The sequence below is a fragment of the Rania fehmarnensis genome (genome assembly GCF_056494185.1).
This window is the reverse complement of sequence record NZ_CM151398.1, coordinates 574041-594380: the sequence shown is the minus strand read 5'-3', so window position 1 is coordinate 594380 and position 20340 is coordinate 574041. Positions and strand designations below refer to the sequence as shown.

The 20340-nt window shown below is 52.6% G+C and carries 12 protein-coding genes; 4 read left to right on the top strand and 8 right to left on the bottom strand.

Annotated elements, in window-relative coordinates; translation table 11 throughout:
• Nucleotides 1-62 precede the first annotated feature (62 nt).
• From SH573x_RS02105 to SH573x_RS02090, 4 genes are all read right to left on the bottom strand, one after another.
• The gene (locus SH573x_RS02105; RefSeq protein WP_479352637.1) at nucleotides 63-2024 is read right to left on the bottom strand and encodes a hypothetical protein; all 1962 of its coding nucleotides are present in this window, start codon (nucleotides 2022-2024) and stop codon (nucleotides 63-65) included.
• Nucleotides 2024-4345, bottom strand: coding sequence for a hypothetical protein (locus SH573x_RS02100; RefSeq protein WP_479352636.1), 2322 nt, complete (start codon nucleotides 4343-4345; stop codon nucleotides 2024-2026). The genes SH573x_RS02105 and SH573x_RS02100 overlap by 1 nt, the downstream gene beginning before the upstream one ends.
• 84 nt (nucleotides 4346-4429) lie before the next feature.
• Nucleotides 4430-6559, bottom strand: a complete 2130-nt coding sequence (locus SH573x_RS02095) for a hypothetical protein (RefSeq protein ID WP_479352635.1) — start codon at nucleotides 6557-6559, stop codon at nucleotides 4430-4432.
• A 111-nt stretch (nucleotides 6560-6670) separates the two neighbouring features.
• Nucleotides 6671-8323 carry a hypothetical protein gene (locus SH573x_RS02090; RefSeq protein WP_479352634.1) on the bottom strand — a complete coding sequence of 551 codons (1653 nt, stop codon included), beginning with the start codon at nucleotides 8321-8323 and terminating at the stop codon, nucleotides 6671-6673.
• Nucleotides 8324-8649: 326 nt separating this feature from the next.
• On the opposite strand from SH573x_RS02090, the gene SH573x_RS02085 reads away from it, so the two are divergent.
• Nucleotides 8650-9282: a sigma-70 family RNA polymerase sigma factor gene (locus SH573x_RS02085; RefSeq protein WP_479352633.1), complete on the top strand. Its 633-nt coding sequence runs from the start codon at nucleotides 8650-8652 to the stop codon at nucleotides 9280-9282.
• Between the two features lie 59 nt (nucleotides 9283-9341).
• Here SH573x_RS02085 and SH573x_RS02080 read toward each other — a convergent pair whose 3' ends face one another.
• From SH573x_RS02080 to SH573x_RS02065, 4 genes are all read right to left on the bottom strand, one after another.
• Nucleotides 9342-14039, bottom strand: a complete 4698-nt coding sequence (locus SH573x_RS02080) for a protein kinase domain-containing protein (RefSeq protein ID WP_479352632.1) — start codon at nucleotides 14037-14039, stop codon at nucleotides 9342-9344.
• Between the two features lie 277 nt (nucleotides 14040-14316).
• Nucleotides 14317-14496, bottom strand: a complete 180-nt coding sequence (locus SH573x_RS02075; protein ID WP_479352631.1) for a hypothetical protein — start codon at nucleotides 14494-14496, stop codon at nucleotides 14317-14319.
• Complete coding sequence (locus SH573x_RS02070; RefSeq protein WP_479352630.1) at nucleotides 14486-14965, bottom strand: hypothetical protein; 480 nt, start codon at nucleotides 14963-14965, stop codon at nucleotides 14486-14488. The genes SH573x_RS02075 and SH573x_RS02070 overlap by 11 nt, the downstream gene beginning before the upstream one ends.
• A gap of 75 nt (nucleotides 14966-15040) precedes the next feature.
• Nucleotides 15041-17083: a hybrid sensor histidine kinase/response regulator gene (locus SH573x_RS02065; protein ID WP_479352629.1), complete on the bottom strand. Its 2043-nt coding sequence runs from the start codon at nucleotides 17081-17083 to the stop codon at nucleotides 15041-15043.
• A 540-nt stretch (nucleotides 17084-17623) separates the two neighbouring features.
• Between SH573x_RS02065 and SH573x_RS02060 the strand changes: the two genes are divergently transcribed.
• The 3 genes from SH573x_RS02060 to SH573x_RS02050 are packed head-to-tail and all read left to right on the top strand — an operon-like array spanning nucleotide 17624 to nucleotide 20253.
• On the top strand, nucleotides 17624-18772 hold the full coding sequence (locus tag SH573x_RS02060) for a fasciclin domain-containing protein (protein WP_479352628.1): 1149 nt from the start codon (nucleotides 17624-17626) through the stop codon (nucleotides 18770-18772).
• 39 nt (nucleotides 18773-18811) lie between these two features.
• Nucleotides 18812-19468: an RNA polymerase sigma factor gene (locus SH573x_RS02055; RefSeq protein ID WP_479352627.1), complete on the top strand. Its 657-nt coding sequence runs from the start codon at nucleotides 18812-18814 to the stop codon at nucleotides 19466-19468.
• Entirely contained in the window at nucleotides 19468-20253 is a 786-nt protein-coding gene (locus tag SH573x_RS02050; RefSeq protein WP_479352626.1) for an anti-sigma factor domain-containing protein, read from the top strand. The genes SH573x_RS02055 and SH573x_RS02050 overlap by 1 nt, the downstream gene beginning before the upstream one ends.
• Nucleotides 20254-20340: the final 87 nt, after the last annotated feature.

Genomic DNA, 20340 nt, shown 5'->3' with positions numbered 1-20340 from the left:
AGTTTTGGGACGTTGAATCATGTAACACGCTTCTGTGACGGAGAAATCACTTTGCCGATGGGCTAGCGATCGATGATAATGAGACCTTCAATGCCGGTTGCTTCGGTCACCCAATCCTGGCGGCTGGGGGACCAGTACTGGACCTCTAGCTGAATCTCTGACTGCTTGGTTCGAACTGGAAGTTCGATAGTTGCGGTGCCTGACTTTTTGGTGGCAACTCCAGAGAATTCTTGAGACTCGCCCGGATAGCGCAAGCGCACTTTGAACTGTTCGGAGTCATCACCAAAGATGGCGGCATCCACCAGCACAGTGATGGGCAAGAACTGATCTTGTGCGGAAACAACTTTAAAATCGGGAGCTTTAACTCGACATTCCGTTGTCGCCTGCTGGTCACTGCTTCTCTGATTATGAAAGTAGCTTTCCAAAGAGATCTGAAGTGGCAGCCCTACTGAACGCAAATAGAGTTCTCTCAGTTCCTGAGCATCGCTCTCGGAAGCCGTCAGCTTGAGGGCCACCACATCCGGTTGAACCACGCGGAAATCCTGCAACCGGATGGTAGACTTACGATCACCCGACTTTTCTATGTTTGCCAAAGCAGCGCTTGATTGCTTTGGAAAACCAAGTTGGATATCTGCGCTTCTGAGTTGCTCGAATCGGTTGTCCTCAGCTAGTTTGTTCTTGAGCAGCCCCAGTTTCTCGCTAGTCCATACCATGGGCTTGGATGACTTGAGAATCATGAGCAAGGTCAGGGGACGATTGGCTATTTTCAACTGAAAAGCTTGCCCATTGGTGGGTTCCCAATTCAATTCTGCGGGAACCAACCGACCTTTATTCGTACGGGCATTGTAAAACAGGGTCCAGTTTTCGTTATCAACCTGGACCGGCAACCTGAAGATCAGATCTTCAAATTCCGCGATAGCGTTGACGGCTGCGCCTCGAACTCGTGACGTCTCGACCGTACCCAACTCTGCGGAGATACTCGAGGCGAAACGCGTGATTAGGTTAAGCCGACCAAGAATGTAAGAGGCCTGCAAAAACTGCCGTTCAGAAAAATCGTACTGATTGATCAGCTCCTGCGTATCTGCGGTGAGCCCAATCAGGAACTCCCTTTCCATTCTCTCCAAGTCGATAACTAGGGCCTGAGTTATAGCCCCGGGGAACCACATACAGACCATATTCCCATTGGTAAACAGCTTGGCCTCAGGCAGAGGCTTGGCTGCAAGCACTTGTTGAAGCGCAGATTTAAGCTCTGAGGAAATACTGTCCAGCGGAATGCTGGAAGTGTAAGAAATTCGGATCAGGCCAACGACAAACTCAACGGTTCCCGTAACCGCGAGCCCGTCCGACTCGTCTAAGGCTAGTCTATAACTTCGCTGACAACCGCTGTTGGCATCTGAGTTCAAGCTGCGGAGTTGGATCTGCCCCTGCTGCACAGCAGGCAGTTCCACCAGCTTGTCTTTTTTGGCTTGTGCATCTCTCTCGGCAGCGGACCTGATGAACCGGCGGGCTGAGCCTGAGTAGCTGTATTTGTGCAGTTCGCCCGAGGTTGGCTTGGTCGTATCCCAATACTTGAACTCAAGACTGTTGGGAGAGGCTGCGATGGGCAATTGCCGCACTTGAGCATTGTTGCCAACGGCTCCACCCACACAACTTACAGCGGGAGAATCGTAGTCGACAGCTCCAAAATTCATCTGCATCACCCGCACACCGGATGGATCTTTCCTCAAGCGCGTTGCGCGGTCAGTCGGAGTTTGCTCTACCCACGCGATCGAATGCTGCTCACCTAAAGTAACACCGAGAACCTGCACGGGCCCTGGGAAATTCATTCTTCCATCGCTAAATGTCGCTTGCTGATACGTCTCGTTGGAGAGCTGTGAATAGAATCTAAGTGAATCGGCTATCGTCAACTTTGGAATCTCCGATCTAGCGATCGCGGGATCGCCGATCAAGTTCAAGCCAACAACAGCCAACAACATAAACCGCAGGATTACGTGGTGGACCGGATAAACTCGAGGCAACAACATCAGCTCCCGCTCGCATTGGAACCAAGAACCGAATTAGCAGCCGAGTCATCCAGGTAAACGATCTCGTCAAATACGCCCGCTGGCTCCCTTTTCTCCCATGCCATCGGTTGTGTAGCCGTTTTCACCCGACCGTCTTTCATTCGACAGGCATAGACCCGCCATCGCAGGCTCAGTTGTTCTGAGTACCGGCTCTTGAATTGCCAAACATATGGCTGATCGATGGGCATCAAGAACTTTTGAGACTTTGAAAAGTTGGATACAAGGTCAGTGAACTGAGCCTCGATTCCAACGGACTGGATCCCCCGCTCGTCCCACTCGCCGATTGGCCAGAAATGAATGCGTTGATCCGTCTCTCGTTCGTACCCAGGTACATACAGCTCTTCAAGTGCCCAGTCTGCCTGGTTCATATCGGTTTCAAATTGCCGATACCGCTCGACCAACGACCAGCCTTGCAGCGTTCTGTCTAACGCTCCGACTAATTCACCTTGGGCTGTCAGTGGCTGCGCAATCAATTGAAGTGCCTGACTCGCCCCGCTATCAAGCAGATCGTATTTCAACCAAGCTTGTCGAAGCTGAGCAAATAACGCCAACTTCTGTTCGAGGCTATGTGGACGCGGAGTCAACTTGGAAAACACGCCGGGCTGATCAATGCAAAACTCGATAAACGCTTCGATTTGATCCGCCGAACTGCAAGGGAACCTGCCATCGTCCTCGGCAACTGCTGATTTTTGTGTTCGGGCCGACCATGCTTGGCAGGTTTTGGTGAACTCAGACCTAACAGCGCGGAAGGTCAACGCGTCAGCATCCTCGATCCAAACGTAGTCGTGGGCTACTGCATGGGACCGAATCAGTGGTTGTTGTGCTCGATTCACCTTTCGCTGTTGACCCTCGGAATCCTTAATAGAAGCGGGTAACCAAAGTGAATCCAACTCCTGGCGGCTGAGTTTGGAATCAACAAAAAATGAAAGTTGTGTTGGCTTGTCATAGGTCAGCTTTCGCAATCTGGCTTCAGGTCCCAATCGCAATTCGAGCGCCGTCCAAGCCAAATCAGCGGGCAAGATTTTCTCGCCCAGACTGACGGGCGGATGCGAAGCAAGTAAACGAAACTGGATGTAGCCGCCTTGTCTGGGGGCATTGGCTTCATCGTTCGTCATGCTGTATTTGACCAGTCGAAATCCTGAGTCCCGGCTGGTATCGATCGTTAGCCGCAGCGGTAACGCACCACGTGCGTCAGTGAGTCCCTTTGGCCCCCGCAAAAGCTCCCACGAGTCCATGGCGCTCGTATTGAATGGCGCGGTGTCCTTTTCTGCATTCGAATTCTCAGCCTTGGAACCCTCAGGCGACTTGGGAACCTCCAACTTTGCATCTTGCTTGTCCGACCGACTTACGGTGTTCTCTTTTCTAAGAATGTCACTCCAGTCCTTTAGGGAGTAGACCACTTCGCGTTCTGACTCTGGATTCGTGAAGGCAAAGCTATCCTTAAGCGACATCTGTAGCTTGGAGCTTTGCCTGGCTCTTTCGGTTAACACGAACTGGCGGGAGGTTTCTGGATTCTCTGATTTGGACGGGCGATCTGAAGACGGCTCAATGAGCTTAAAGTGTTTCGTCAGGCGTCCGACCAATTCAGACCGGACAGGGGCGGAGTCACCGCCGTTTTCCCACTTCACGGCAACCTTGCAGGCTTGTTCAAGCTCAGCAACTGTAAACGGCTCGCTGCCGAGTGCTTCAACTAGTTTGACTGTATCAACCGAGTAGGTAGCGGTTACCTGCGAACCTTTCTTGAGCGCGATCGTCAATCGCAGTTGGATTCTCGGATCGCCTGCCTGCAGTTGCTCGAACAACTGGTTAGCACCAGAGTCTTCTCGGGTAGATGTTGCAGATCCATCTATCACAACTATCGAGGCTCGCAAGCCATTCTCGTTGAGGATATACGTGTTGGGCTTTTGAGGATCATCTGGCAGCAACTTAACTATGGTTCGCCCTTGCCCGTCGGGTTCTTGGGTAACGAGTTCGGCGCGGGATGTTATTTCCGTTGGCGACAATCGTTGCACTGTCCAACCGGGGTGTGCTTTTTCGATTCTCTCTTTGTCTGCAACCAGGCTATCGAAGTCTAGCTGCAGCCGGATGGAGCACGATCTGGGTTGTGTACCGGGCTCTGCGAATATGGCTGTCAATTGACGTGTCCCCACCTTGACGCGCGTCGGAAAGACTAAGCACTTTTTGTCAGTAGGATTTTCCCATTGGGAGGTTTCCTCGCCTCGCACCGTAGTCGCAAATTGCAAAAGCAAAATTGCGACGATCGATATCCGAAGTGTCTGCATCGAGCACCTACCTTTTGAGTTGCCCAAGTGGAAGGTTGAAAGCAGTTCGTAAAACTGCTTTCTTCGATCAGTGACGAGGAGGGCTTAGGGATTGGTTGCGACGAGGTCAGGAAAGACGGACATCAGATCAACCGTAATCGTGCTATCCGCTTCGTAGGGTACATCCTTGAATTGTTTGGTTCGCGGCTTGCCCTGAGCATCACGGCCTGCTTGAACCGTATACGAAATCGTAAAGCTCGCCGCAGGTGACGGAAACAAATACAAATCGCCACTTTGCGTTTCAAACCAATCGCTTTCGGCCTTGATGCTGGGCAGTGCGATGCTCGCGGTACCTTTCTTGTTTTGCAATTCAGGACTCTTGTTTTTATCCACTTTCAGTAGTTTGGTTTTGGCATCAATCACTGGTATAGAAGTAGTTACATTCTGGTTGAGTGTTATGCTGCTGATACCCACGTTGCCTTGAGCACCAAACGTCAGCTTAAGATCGCCGTAGTTTTCTGGGGAAACAATGCTGAATTTAACCCGTGAGAGCTGAGGTTTGACAGCAATCGCAGCTTCACTGATCAAAGCGTTAGGCTGACGACTGTAATCATTGTCCAGTGGGATGGAGATTGTGGTTCCATAGATAGCCTTATAGATCGTGCTCGCAGCGACCAAGGAGGCCTTCGTCTCCTGGCTGCTTACATTGATCCCAGCGCTCTCAAGCGAGGCTGGATTGGAATTGAAAGCACATTGAAAAGTAATCGGAACTACCGGGCTTGCGCCTTTGCCAGGCGCGTCAAATACTCCGTAGCTTGCCACCTGGCCAAAAACTATTGGCTTACTCGGAGTTGGTACAGTTCGTACCTGTGGCCCTTTGGGTCCCGGCCAAGCAATGGTGGCTGAATTGCTAACGAACCACGGTTGCAGGTCCATGGCAAATTCGACACCCGGCGTCGAAACCTCCCAGCCAGATGAATTCACCTCGACGAGGTGATACTTGGGATCGATATCGCCGAAGTCTAATTTCGCATAGCGGTAATCTACTGTCTCAACCATCTGGTAACCTCTCTGAGTGTAAGAGATGCTACCGGTCTTCCTTTTGTCCACTTCCTTCATCGCAAAGCCGATACTGACCCCAACCGGCTTGCCAAACAGTTCTCCTTTTGAATCACCTGCCTTGCCTTGATCTGCACCCAACTGATCCTCTGCCGAGGGCTTAATTGTGTCGGTATCGAAAACAGACTTCATGATCTGATCGATGACCCGCTGTTTAATTTCCTCAGTTGGGTCGTACTCTGATCCGTCGGGCTTCTTCGCCTTGGGTTGCCCTGAGATGTTGATTTCAATCTTGGAGTTAGTAGCGATTTCCGAGGTCGTCTTCTGATAGGAAGCATTGGAATCGAAAAACCAGTAGCTGGCTTTGGCCTCGGCCTTAGTATCCGATGCTTTGTAGACCTCTGACCAATCGCCCTTGACGCTTACCTCATACGGGACGTCGAACCCGCTGTACTTCATGGTCAGAGCGATATCAATCGGCGCATCGGCAAACCCCTTGTTTTCGATCACGGGAATCAAGATATCGGTAGCAGATCGCGAGAGAGGTGCCATGATCGAGACGATGTCATCCGAGATCGGCGCACCAAAAGGTCCAAGCTGGACTTTTACGTCCTTATTCTCTGGATCTGTTATGGAGACCACAAAACTGGCCGAGTCCAAAGGAAATCTGCCAAGCTTGAAGGTCTTTTCAGCTCCGGGGTTCGCTTTCTTGAGATACTCGGCCAAAGCGTTGCGCATGGTCTGCAACTCCCCAGGATAAAGGCCGAAGGTAAACGTCGCCTTTAACACTCCACCCTGGTAGACCTCGTTATCTTGCTTTCTCTCTTCCTCGGACTTCTTGGTGAGATCAACCCAGTTGCCGTTGTTATATGCCAAGTTGAACTTCAAGATGGTAAACATTGGTCGGTTCGTCGCAGGTGTTTTGGGATCAGCTGCCTTGTTGTTGTCAGTCGCCTGCGCGAAGCGTATGTTCGACGGCATGTAGTAGTACTGATTTTTATCAAGGTGCGATTGATAGATCGTCTTCACTGGCGGATTGGGGATCTTGACGTCAGTTTCAACATCGATTCGCGACATGTACAGCAGAGCATCGGAAGCTTGCACACTTGATGGCCCGCTAGCCATTTGCACTACGAGGGCTGACAGAAGCACAGTAAGAGAGAACGCTCGAAACATAAGGTTGCTCCGTGAGGGTTAATTGTGGCTCGAAGTAAATCACTTTGAGGAATACATTTCGATTGGCTGGTAGATTCCGAGAATCGCTTGTCTTACCTCTCTGCTAAGGACTCAACGCGACGGGATAGATTTTTTCCATGGATCATTTTTAAGCTCACCGGGCTGAAGCTCCTTGCCCAGAATGGTCTCTGAGCGCACCAGAGTGCCAGTCGCACTGTGGGGCAGTTTTACCTCCACCATCTGCTCACCCACCGAAACCATTCTCTGGTATAGGTCGCGATAATCGACAGTGATGGTTTGCTGACCAATCTGGGGCTGATCTAGATTTACCTTGCTGACCTTAAAGACTAGATTGGCTTCTTGAATACTCAGCCGACCAGGCGCAGGTCCTTGCGCTGTAGTGATAATTTGCTCATTCGAAAGCTGCTTGAGCGACTCAAAATTCTTAGGGTCGACTGGAAGCGTTCGAAAGAGATCGTTCGCTCCAGCCAACCTAACACCCCAATCCACGTGTCTTCGCTTGCTTTGATCCGGCGGTGCGAATGCGAGGTACTTGCCGGTTGTTGGATTCTTGGGGATCGCGAGCTTCTCCACGTACTGCCGCAACAGCCTCTGCTGATCTGGCCACTCGGCACCCAATCGTTCAATCTCAAATAAGATCTCGTCGGGGTCGCCAGCGATTCGAACTGTCAAGCGGAACAATTCCTGATTGGAATCGCCGGGCCTGGTCCAGCCACCAATCAGCGGGATACCCGCATGAAGTTCCGCGCCTGGGATCTTACCCAGTGTTTTGTCTTCGAGCTGGAACTGCAACTCGCCAATGCGCTTCTGCACCTGATCCGCGTCAAACCCACTCCACACAAAACCCAAATGCGATTCAAGAAACGCCAACTGCCGTCCGAGCAGCAGTGCCTCTCTCTGAAAGCTAGGATCCTTGAACTGACTGGTGCGTTCGAACCCGCGCAACAGTTCCGCAATGAACTCAGGCGACTTCTCCAAGTCCTTATCGAGCAACTTAGGATGGCGACTGACCACCCTACGCCACTCATCGCCTTCGAAAACGATCCGCCTGCCCGTGGCCTCAATGGTGCCAATCTTCTCGGCGACAATTGATGGAGTTTTTTCACGTCCGAACTTGTAGTCATGGTGCATGAACTTAAAGTTCGCAGACAAAACTCCCTTTGCCGACCCAATTGTGCCCCTCGCAAAACTCCAGTCACCACTACCAGGCCTGAGCGGGGCATCCAAAAGGCGAACAATCAAATTCGATTCCCAGTGCGTGATCAAGTATTGCGACTTGGTTTTTGTGTTTTCCCACTTACCCGAAAGCACTGGCGTTGCAGCTTGCGAAAACGCTTGATCGATCTTTGCAAACAAATCATCAACCATGCTGGCAAGGTCATTGCCGCTTGCCCGTATAACGGCTATTTGTGGTTCGGTTTTACTGGCCAACAAGCCGCGTGCACTCAACGCACCAGAGCCATCTTTACCTATGACGCCCGACAATAGAAAAACATCGGGCTCCCCTTCGTTCCATTGAATTTTGCTCAGATCTGCGACCGATGCCCCAGAACTCAACACTGCATTGGACGATAGGATGCGAATATTTTTGAGGATTCGTGGCGTTGCCAACTCGAGAGTCAATTCGTCCTGATCGACGGCATTCTTTTGGATGGCGAACTGCGCCACGGCCACGTTCAACTGTGCACTGGTGGTGCCGCAAACAAAGCAGATCAACCCAAGCACCAGCAGACAGGGTTGCATCGTCCTCCCATTCATGAGGACTACCCCCATTGCACAAGCAGCGTTGCCAATCGAGGCGCGCCAAGGTGTTGAGAACAGGAGGGGTATGCGCATAAAGTTCAAGATCAGAGTGTTAGGGGGCATCGCAAGTAGTACTGCCGTCGAGAGCCTTCTAACTCTAACTCTGCAATTGCGTTCCAAAGCGCGACACGAATTGTCGAAAAATTTTTGGAGCGCGCGAATGAAGTTGATACGTGCGGGGTAGAATGAGCAGCCAGCCGTGGATCTCTGATTCCCTTTCCAGGCGTAGCGTCATCCGGTCAACTACGTGTGATCCCCCACAAGCTATGCAATCTCATCCGGACATCACCGAAAAGACTCTCATTACACTGGCCGCCAATGGCGATTCGAATGCATTCGAGCAGTTGGTTATGCTCCACAGCGATCGACTCAGAAGGATGATCGCAGCCAGAATGGATCAGCGTTTGACTCGCTGCATGGAGACATCGGATATACTGCAGGAAGTGCACATCGAGATCTCAAGGAGGCTGCCCGAGTTTTTGTGCAAGGCGGATATGCCTTACTTCGTTTGGGTACGTTTGCTGGCCAAACAAAAGCTGGCGGAGTTAGTGCGCCGCCACATCTTGACCCAAGCCAGAGACATTCGTCGGGAACAGACTTTGCCTAGAAGTTCCAATGATTCCTCGAATGTACTAACTGGTTACTTTAGTGACCGTATTGATAGCCCCAGCTCGATTTTTCGAAAGGTAGAACTTCGCGAGCTATTGGTACAGGCCATCGAGTCCCTCCCCGAGACCGACCGAGAAATTTTGTTGCTGCGCCATGTCGAACAATTGACGACCGTAGAGGCAGCCGCAGAGCTTGGAATTTGTGAAAACAACTGTCGGCAGCGGCATCTGCGTGCTCTGAAACGGATGAAAGATCTGCTTCAGAAAAACAACATCACCTGGTCTGAATGAACTAGCGTTTTCTCCGCTATCCTTCGCGCACTCTGATTGCCCCATGAGCGTGTGGGTGGCTAGCGATCCGTGGCCGGCAAAGTTCGCACGACTCGAAACCCATTGGAATTGAACTCTTCGTTCGGCTGCGCGGTGCCCATACGGGTAACGCGCATATAGCGAATGCCGCCGGCGGCAGCGCCACCGCGAATGGCCCGCTCGACGCGATTTTGCGGACTAAGATCGTTGCACCACTCAGCCACATTTCCCAAGACGTCAAACAAACCGTATTCGTTTGGTAATAATTGCCCTACCGGCTTGGAGCGCGCGATATCTGGATCTGCATACAGGGAGCGCAGATAACTTCGATGTCTGGCAGTGAAGCTGGACGCATTGTCCAGACACCAATCGTAGTGGACCAATAAACTCTCATCAGTTCCGAAAGGCCTATCGGTTATCGTACCGCCGCGTGCCGCCCATTCCCACTCAGCTTCCTGTGGCAAACGGTAACCGCTTCCATTGAGATCAGACTCCGAAGGTTGCCAACTGGCAAGCTCCTCTTGGTCGTTAGGGTAGAACTCCTTCAAGCCCTCTTGCGCTGAAAGCCAATTGCAGTAAGCGGCAGCATCCTTCCACTTAATAATATTCGCGGGGCAGTCACCCGTCGGCCCAAATTCGTCGGAGAAGTAACGCCCGGGAATGAAGGCGCGGAATTGATCGATAGTCACCTCGTGTGCAGAAATCAGAAAATCGCGACCAATTGATCCAACCGATCTACCATCGATCTTTACCATTAGCGCCCCTGAAGGCGTTACTAGCCACCGCTGGGGCTGGCGTGGGCCATGTCGATTGTCTTCGTTGGTGCTCTTGGGCACTGAGGTTAACATCGCGGTGTCGTTCCATTGCGTGAGGCACCAGTGGGCCGAACTGTGTACACCTGCATCGGGATGATGATGATACAACTCGGCAATTCTGGTCAGGGTTCGCTCATCCAAATTTGTACGTTCCGCCGTTATGCCGCCGAGTATCTGCAGCAAAGCAGTCAACACACCAGGGTCGGTCTCCTCGAGCAGGCGTCGCTGGATTTTCTCCGCAGGCACTCTAAACTCGCTTGCCAACTGAATAGCCAATGAACGGCTCGTCAGGTCCGTCGTGCGGTGAAAGACTGTCCAAGCGATGGGATCGGTATGTTGTGTCAGCAGCATTAAAGTGGCGGCCATCGCGCGGCGCTGGACTATGGGTAGGTGATTTTGGTCACCGGGCGGTGAAGTCTCCGCCTTGCTGAACTCAGCTCGCAATGCGTCCGCATCTAGTTTATCAATCGCGGGCACTATGTAGGGTCGCTGCCATTTCGAAGCGGACAGGCACTGAACGGTTTGTCGACGCTGATCACGGCTGGTGAAATCGCGCAGCAATGATAGAGATGAGAAAGCCTGACTGTCATAATCGGGGTGACCAATCGTCTGTTGAAGAACGGACACTAAGTGATCGGATATGGGGCGCAGCGATTCCACGATTGTGTTGTATTGATTGGGATGTTGTGTAGCCGCGCGTACAGCGATCGTAGCCGCAGTTGGGCCAAGCTTAGTCCAGCGATCGCCCGGCAGTTCATGGCTGGTCGGCTGCGACCTGACTTCGGATGAGTTGCTACCAGGATCGACGGCAGCTAACAAGACTAGGGCATGGAGGTGCGAGTCGTCCGCAGCACGGGGCAGCTGAGAGCGTGTATTCTGGAACTCGATCTCAGCAGACTCAATGATTTTCCAGCACTCGACGGCAATCTCCACGGCGTAAGGCTGCAGTGCTTTGCATGCTAGCTCGACTTCCGTCAGCTCTGCTTGATGAAGTGCATAATCGAGCACAGATCGCTTGAGCTCTGGGTGTCGAGGTAGCTGCGCAAGCTGGAGTAAAAAATTCTCGCGAGTGCTGCTGCCGTCGCGGTCGAGTGCTGACTCTAGTGCTCTCTGCGCAGACGGTCCATACCGGTCGATTTCGGCTAACAATCGTGGGACCTGCGAAGTCTCGGCCACTTGTAGTCGTGAGACCAGCGAGTTGATGCTGAGCGCCTGCAAGGTAGTCTGCGCGCCCCAAGCTGCTACCAACAAGATGGCGATGGCCAAACCGATTTGTATCCATGAAAGGCGATCGCGGGCTCTTAACATTTCCGCTTCGAGGACGCCTAGTCGGTTTCGCGGAAGCAGAAACAGGGCTTGTAGCCATTCCCAGAAGCTGGGCAAAAACCTGCGTTGGCGATTATGGGACCAGTACTCCGCCTGCTGTAGGATCGTCTGCTCGACTCGGCCTCGCCAGGTTCGTTTCTGTTGTGTCGATAACCAGTCACGAATCGAGGGTACCAGGAAGTCATGTGACAGTTGATAGGTCGTGGGCTCGCTCTCCACCGTGCTGGAATCGGACCGCGTACGATCATAAGCGTCCGTCGCTGTTATTAGCTTTAGCTCGGACTCGAGGACCGTCATCAGACTCTGGAACGCATCGCGGTCAGTGTAACCACTGGCAGCGCGAAGTTCCTCCAATGATCGACGACGAGTTTTGATATCCGTACCAGTCATGGGCAACATCGACATGAGGACGGACTTCGCGGCTTCTGCATGCAGACGCTGTCTGGCTGGGGCATAGCCTACCGAAAAGGACTCACTCAGAAACTGCGATCCAATGCCGATGGATCCACCCAAGCGTTCCAACGTAGCCAGCGACCAGTCCCGCGACTTAACCATTTCGGCAAACAGCGATAATTGAACTGGTATGATCTTGTTCTGAACCACCAGGCTCTGGATCGCACCCTCGAGAAACTGCTCTTGATCGCGTGAGAGCTGTGCAGGTTTCGCAGGTAGCACACCATAGCCTCTTCCGAATTCCGTGAGCACTTTCTTGGCATGCCGCGGATCAAAGAGATCGACCATCATCGCATTTCGCCCCAGGAGCAGCGGCGATTCAGCGGCTTTCATAAATCGCGATAAGGCCAGCCAGAAGTCATCTCGAATCAGCAGCAGATATTGCACTCGGCTGCTATCGCTTTGCCGTACGGCCCGGAGCAACTCTGTTTCCATTGGCTCAGAGTTTCCATGCAACCATTGCTCGAACTGATCGATGATGATCAGCAGCTTTTTTCCAGACGGCAGTCCGCCACCGCGGCGCACCTCCATCACGATCTCCGGTAGAGTCGTCGCAGCCGTTAGATTGCAGCAGCGTTCGAGCTGACTGAGCAGATGCTTTTCCGTCAGATCGGGAGTTGCTTCCACCAGGACCGTTATCACCTCTGGCCCAAGCAGAGGAACCAGGCCTGCACGCATCAAGGAAGACTTGCCGCAACCGGTCGGTCCTGAAATCACACCCACGCGATACCATTCGCTCAGGCTCTCAGGTGTCTCTACCCAGCTCTTCCAGTGCGCAAGCGTCTCTGGAAGTCCGTCGCGATCGCGGACACCCGGTATCAGGTCCAAATAGAAATAAGAATCCCGTTGAGAGAAGGCTCGCAGTCCGCGAGGCACGACTGTTGTACTTGGTACCCTGCGCGCCGGCTCTATCACCGCTAGTGACCGGGTAAGATCATCAACAGAGGCAGCTGTACTATCGTCAGCCAGATGGTCGTTGATACGCTCCAGTTTCTGCCAATGACGCAGATCATCCCTTAAGGCTTGCATATCGTCGTAGCGTTCCGATGCCAGCCGGGACAGGAGCTTCATGCAAATGCGATTCAGTTCGTGAGGAACCGCTGAGTTCATCTGCAGGGGTGCAACTGGATCGGTGGACAGTATCTGCCGCATTACTTCTGTAGTGTTGCTACCCTGGAATGGTCGAGCAGCCGTTAAGAGTTCGTACATCACGATCCCTAAACTGAATTGGTCCGATCGGCCATCAACACGGTGGCCTTCGCGACGAATCTGCTCGGGACTCATGTAAGTTGGGGTACCCAGCAGCGCGGCGTTCTCGTCAACCGCTGACTCGGCCAGCGCCAGTCCAAAGTCCGCCACGTAGATCTTTTGGTCGTGACCAACGAGAATATTGGCTGGCTTCATATCACGGTGCACGATAGAAGCTCGATGAACGTAGTCTAGCGCTTCAGCCACGATGGATACTAACCTGGCGGTTTCATCTGGGGTGAACCGCTTGGTCTTCAACAGTTGAGCCAGGTCTTGCCCGTCAACATACTTCGAGACCACAAAGCACCGCCCATCGGTCATCATTCCAAAATCGTACACCGGAACTATGTTGGGGTGGTCCAGCCTGGCGAGCGTTCGTGCCTCCAGTAGATAAGACCGTTTGGCCGAACCACTGGCCATACGATGACGATGTGCAAGTTTGATGGCAACCAACCGATCCAGTTCTGTATCACTACCAAGATAAACTGTGCCAAACCCGCCACAGCCAAGTTGCCGAAGTATCTTGTACCTCCCAATAAATGCACCGCTGGCTTCGAATTCGCCTGGCGTTGTAACAACTGCCTGAGTGCTTCTCGATGCGTACTCAGGCAACCGAGACTCGACCAAGAACTTAGATGAAGTATCGTTAGCAGAGTCCCTAGGCGCAGAATGTTCTGGGACCGAATGACCGGGTGAAAGAAGGTCAACCAGCATGAGCACGGACCATACCTCACGAATCTCTGCCTCCATCTGAGGATGTCGATCAAGATACTCCTGGATCTGTGGTTGCTGTCCAGATTGTTGTTGCGCAACAATCTGCTCAACAATGCGATCAAGGACAGGAGATTCGCGTGCCAGCGCAACGCTTTTCCTGGGCAATTCTTGGGGATCTTGCATAGCCAAAAGCAATAACTGGCGGTGGGCCGAAAAGAGTCTGATGAGGTAGGTTCAAGTCTATCAGCACGTGGGGCGTGCACATCGGGATTTGGGCACCTATCGTAACACAAACGGATCATGCTTCCAAAGTAAAATCGAAGCCAACACAGTCGGACATAATTGATACCAACTATGTTGCAACGCAAGCCTCCTGCACCCCCAGCCATTACTTGCTAATGCCCCAAAATAGTATGGTACTAGCTCACGCTGTGTCGTGTCGAATATCGCAAAATAGCCATCACAAAACAGCGTGCACCACGATCAAGTACTGTAATTTGGGATCAAGTTGGATCGGATACTCGCCATTCCATAGGCTTGGGCCAGCCGTCGAACCGAGAAGCCAGCGATAAAAATGACCAATGAAGATCACCGGTTGGGTGACTTTCTCAAGTATGTCTGCCAACTGGTCAAGTTTCATACAGCCCACCCTTCCTTAGTCTACTGAGTCGGATCTCAGCGGGCGCAGGTATTGATTCGGCACATTCTTGAGCTCGTAATGCATTCCGTACCGATATTGGATGATCGTTTGCACGATCTTTGAAATGGTAGCTTCGTCGCGGTGCATTTGCGGCAACAGTCCCATCATGGCGTACGGTGAAGCGTTGTGAGACGAGCGAAGGATCTGCCTCAATCAACGCGCTAAGAGCCTCGGCGTCATCAAGCAATACCGTCAGTATCGCCGCGTGATCATATTTCAGTCCGTGGTCAACGAATGCTCGCACGCATTGCTTGAATGTCGGGCCTCTCCCATATTCGCTGACTAGTTCGTGAAAGAGCGGTTCATTCCGAAAAATCACATTTGGATCGACTCCGTTTTGAAAACACACTTTGATCGCGCCCACGTCATGAATTTCAATGTCTTCAATCACCTTAGCCATGTAATCCATAGTTGATTCTCGAGTGGTGTTAAAAGGATAAATAAGCACGTGTCCACGTGCTTGGATCCACTGCCGAATTAGCCTTCAGCAAGCTCTGGGGGCACCGAGCAAAGTGCGAAGCGTGGAAATCTCAATTGGTTTAACAACGTGGTGATCAAACCCGGCTTCTTGGGATCGTGCGCGATCTTCTTCTTGGCCCCAGCCGGTAAGTGCAACGATGGTTACGGTTGCCGACCAAGATTGCTCGCGCATTCGCCTGCAGGTCTCGTAACCATCCATCAACGGCATACCTAAATCCAATAGTATTACGCTTGGTCGAAACGAATTAGCACACTCTAGTGCCGCCTGGCCAGAATGTGCCGTCATTACTTCGTGGTGATACAGCTTGCAGATTAATGCAAGTGACTCTGCAGCATCACGATTGTCATCAACAACCAGAATTCGATGCTTTACGAGTTCGCTTGCACTTGCGGAATCTTCGATGCCTTCAGGCAAAATCGCTTTACTTGTCAGCGGCAAACGCACTTCGAATTGGCTACCCAGGTTGACACCAGCACTGCGCGCAACAATTCGGCCTCCCAGCAGCTCTACTATCGCTTTGGCCAATGCCAAGCCGATGCCCAGCCCACCGCGTGATTCATCCGCGTCTTGCCCATCTACTTGGATAAATATGTCGAATACCCGCTCAATCATGTGGCTGGGAATTCCATTCCCGTTGTCCGTGACCGTGACAACTACTGCACCTTGATCCTTAGCGGTACTTATCAATATGGTTCCGCCAGCGGGAGTATACTTTGCTGCATTGGTCAATAGGTTGATGAACACCTGCGTTAGACGCGAGCTGTCTACCTCGACCAGAAAACGCTCGGTCGCCAGAGCGAGGTTCAATGTGTGATGCTTTTCGTCGACAATTGCCCGCGCAGCTTCGATGGCTTCAGTAATTATCCCGTGTACATCCACGACCTGGCTTTTGATCACGAGCTTACCAAGCGAGATACGATTCACATCCAGTAAATCGTCGACCATGCGAATCATTCGGTGCAGTTGCCGTTGCGTGATTCCTTGGGCAAAGTTGCGTTCGTCTGCCCCTGCTGCCTCAAGCACCATCAATTGCAGGCTGCTTTGAATCGCAGCGATGGGGTTTCTCAATTCGTGAGCCAGCGTTGCCAGAAACTGGTTCTTTCGGATGTCTGCTTGTTTTAGTCTATTCTCGCTGGCTGCCAACTCCGCAGTCCTAGTCTTTACGCGTTCTTCTAGTCTTACATTGAGTTCGGCAAGGCTATCAAGGGCGTTCTTGTACTGTAGCGACAACGCCGCAACCAATACGGACGAAATGGCCGTGATGGACAGAAAACACTGCAAAACAATAGTGTGCGTTTTTAAATCCTCTGGACTGCGCTCAAGGGGCATTTGGGTAACTGACACGGCGGTTTCGATCAGCACTAAGGCGATTGCTATTGACGCTCCAGTTAACTGGAAGCGCAGGGCAACCCACAAGGCAAAGGGCAGTACGAAGTAAATCGTGGGCAGATAATCGTACAGGCCCAACGCGCAAACCACTGCGAGGAAAGTTAGTACCAACCATGCCTCAAGATGCCTAAGAATTGAGAATTTCTTTCTCTGCTGCCATTCGGTAATTAGAGCGATGGTTACCGGCGCTACGGCGAGAAAGCCCGTTGCATCCCCCAGCCAAGCTAGCGGGAATGCAGTGCTAAACGTATGCTTCCCAATCAAAGCGTCCGTGGAAGCGATAATCAGTGCGCCGGCCAGCGGTGATAGGAGGGCCCCGACAACGATCGCGACAATGGAACCTTTGATCGACTGGAACGCTTGATTTGAACCTACCAGCCAAGTCGTCAAAGAAGCAGTGATGGACGCTTCGATTGCGTTTGCCAAAAAGTAGACCAGTGCAAATTGAATCGGGTTATGGAACCAGATCCAATTGCATGTCATTTCTGCTGCAAATGCAGTAAGCAACCACCAGTGCCAAATTCTACTTCCCGACTTCAACAGTACACCGGTCAGGAGACCTGCTGGTGGCCAGATTGTAATGGCCACTCCCGGGATGATCGCCAGCCCCTGCCCTAACCCTCCAGCAGTGACATACGCCAGGAAGAAGACAATCAAATACGGAACTTTGGATCGGAATGTCGGCGGCGGAGACGATAGACTTTCGGAGGCAAGCTCTGGCATCAGCCCTTGGCCGTCGGTTAACTCGGGTTTCGGAGCATTCATTCGCGGACCTGAACTTGACGAACTTTCGCGATTGACTTAGCGCGGGATTAAAGGCCGAACCCCAGAAGGCCTTGTTAGTGAACAAAGTTCGGAGCCGGCACATTCTACACTCCGTCGACTCTGAAGGTTTCGTGCGTGCAATCACAATTGGCACGTTGGATGACGCCATGCAAATGCTGTCGCCGATGCTTGGCTAGCTGAAAACGCGCTTCCGCCGAAGTGGGATTGGCGAGGAACTCTGATAGTCGCTGACAGTCTGGACAGCTGCACGGCAGTTCGCCTCCAACTCATGGACTTGCGAAACAAGCTCACGCAGCCTCGAGTGAATTCCTAAAAATTCGTGAATTCTTGCATCCAGTTGCCTTCTGTCTACGAAATCGTTGGCAAGTATCGATCATGGCTTTCGAATTTTCAATGGATAGGGAGAAGACGATGAGAATGGGGATTTGTCGCGCGTTGGCTCTGGCTACGGCCGTGGGTTGGGCCACTGTTTGTCAGGCAGCTGATATTGTGGAGACGGCGGTCAAAGCCGGCCAGTTCAAAACTTTGGCGACAGCGTTGGCTTCAGCTGAATTGGTCGACACGCTCAAAGGCAAAGGGCCGTTCACTGTGTTTGCGCCCACCGATGAAGCCTTTGCCAAGCTGCCTCCAGAAACGGTAGCCGATCTACTCAAGCCAGAGAACCGCCGGAAACTGGTCGCCATCTTGACCTACCACGTCGTCCCAGGGAAAGTCACTGCCAAAGAAGTGGTGAAACTGCGCGGTGCGGTGACTGTCAACGGACAACGCGTGGATATTCAGACTGATAAAGACGGCGTCAAGGTTGACACGGCGAAGGTGCTAACCGCGGATATCATGTGCGATAACGGAGTGATCCATGTCATCGATTCGGTGATCCTGCCCGCCACCCAAACCATTCCCGAAACCGCGAAGGCCGCAGGCAAGTTCGAAACGCTGCTGGCCGCAGCCAAGGCTGCTGGGCTGGCCGAAGTATTGGCTGGCGAAGGTCCATTTACCGTATTTGCTCCCACCGATGAAGCCTTTGCGAAACTACCCGGCGGAACCGTCGAGTCATTGCTCAAGCCCGAGAACAAAGGCAAGCTGGTCGATATTCTCAAGTACCACGTCGTCGCGGGCCGCGTCTATTCCGAGCAGGTACTCGCCAGCAAGACAGTGAAGACACTGCAAGGAGCAAGCGCCAACGTGGCCATCCAAGATAGTGCCCCAACGATCCAGGGAGCCAAGATCTTAGCCACCGATGTCGACGCCTCCAACGGCGTTATCCATATCATCGACAGCGTCATCATGCCGCCCGCCAAGGGAGCACAGGTACAACGTAAGTTGGCAGATGCCATAGCCCAGGGTGCACCGCTGTACAACGCCGGCCACCACTCCGCGTGCGCCACCGTCTACAGCAATACCATGCACGAGTTGATGTCAACTTCGCTGCCAGCTGGCGTGAGGTCGCACATGTCCAGCGTGATTCGACAGGCTAGCCATACCCAATGTCCCACCGAGCAAGCGTGGATTCTGCGTCGGGGCATTGATCAAATGTTCGCGCAGCTCGAAACTCATCAATAGTTCAAAAGTGATCGTCAAAGAGTTGCTTCTGGAGACTCGGTGCCCCAAACTAAGGGCACCGAGTTGTATGCATTCTTAGCTGCTGCAGGTGTTATGGACGATTCAGCTTATAGTCAACCGTCAGCGGATGCTTTCGCAGGAGCTCCTCTCCTACCGCAAATTGCGGCTGGGGATGTGTCTGCCGTGAATCGCTTTGTCGAGAGATACGGTGGACTGATCTGGTCACTGGCGCGTCGTATGACCAGAACTTCGCACGATGCAGAAGATGTTGTCCAAGAGATCTTTATCGATCTGTGGAAGAATGCCAGCTCCTTTCAACCCGATCGCGGTAGTGAAGTTACCTTTGTATCCATCATCGCCAGGCGTAGACTGGTCGATCGTATTCGCAAGCAAGCAGCGACGGTACAGGTTATGGAGCTGAGCGATCAAACAGTTCTGCAAACTGTGGCCAGTAGTTCCAATTCACTCGAGCTAGCCGATGAACTCACGAAGGTGCGCAGCTGCATGGAGCAGCTCACCGCGCACGCGCAGAGCGTACTGAAGTTGATTCTCCATGAAGGCATGTCGCATCAAGAAGTCTCAACGTCACTGTGCATGCCTCTGGGTAGTGTCAAATCATTTGCGCGACGAGGGTTGCTGGCACTTCGCGACTGCGTTAAACGACCGCTAACCACTTCGCTGCAGGAGGCACAATAGTGAAGCCTTCAAGAGAGTCTGAATTAGAAGAATACCTGGCAGGCTTTGTATTGGGTGAGCTATCTGAAGATGAGTTCGCACAGCTGGGCAATGTAACCGACTCCGCAAGTGCCGGTATGGTGAAGGATTTGGAAAGAATCGCCGCGCTAGCCACATTGTCTGGGGCAGACCTTAGTGAGACCATGCCTGACAAGCTGCGTCTGGCCATAACTGCCGCCGGCCGAGCTCACGTATCGGCCAACAGCTCAGCGTCGCAGGCAGAGGTGGTACCGCGCGCCATTTATCGCGCCGCGCGGTTGCGCGAAAGGCTGGCGTGGCTGGCTTGCCTGGCTGCCTCGGTGATGGCGCTGATAGCCTGGCGAAACTCCAATCAGCACACTCTGCCCGGTGACAACCCAGCGGGCACGCGGCAAAGGCTGATCGCTTCGGCACAGGACCTCATTCAAACAGGGTGGACTGAGGGCAAGACTCCGCTACCGACGAAGGTGACGGGTGATGTAGTGTGGAGCAATTCCGCGCAGAGTGGATACATGAGATTTGTCGATATGCCAATCAATGATCCGAGGCTTGAGCAATATCAACTGTGGATCATCGATCCATCTCGGGACGACGAACCGATCGACGGCGGCGTATTCAATATTACTTCGCAGGGAGAATCGATCATACCCATCCAAGCCAAGCTGGCTGTGGGACAACCCAAAGCCTTCGCCGTAACCATCGAGAAACCCGGCGGAGTAGTCGTATCGACGCAGGATCGCTTACCTCTCCTGGCAATGGTGCCATAACGGTTTACCGCTGCTGGCGGGGGCTATGGTGATGTTGGTATGTGGGGTAGTGGAACTCAGTTGGCGCAACCTCACTTTTCTTGTGCC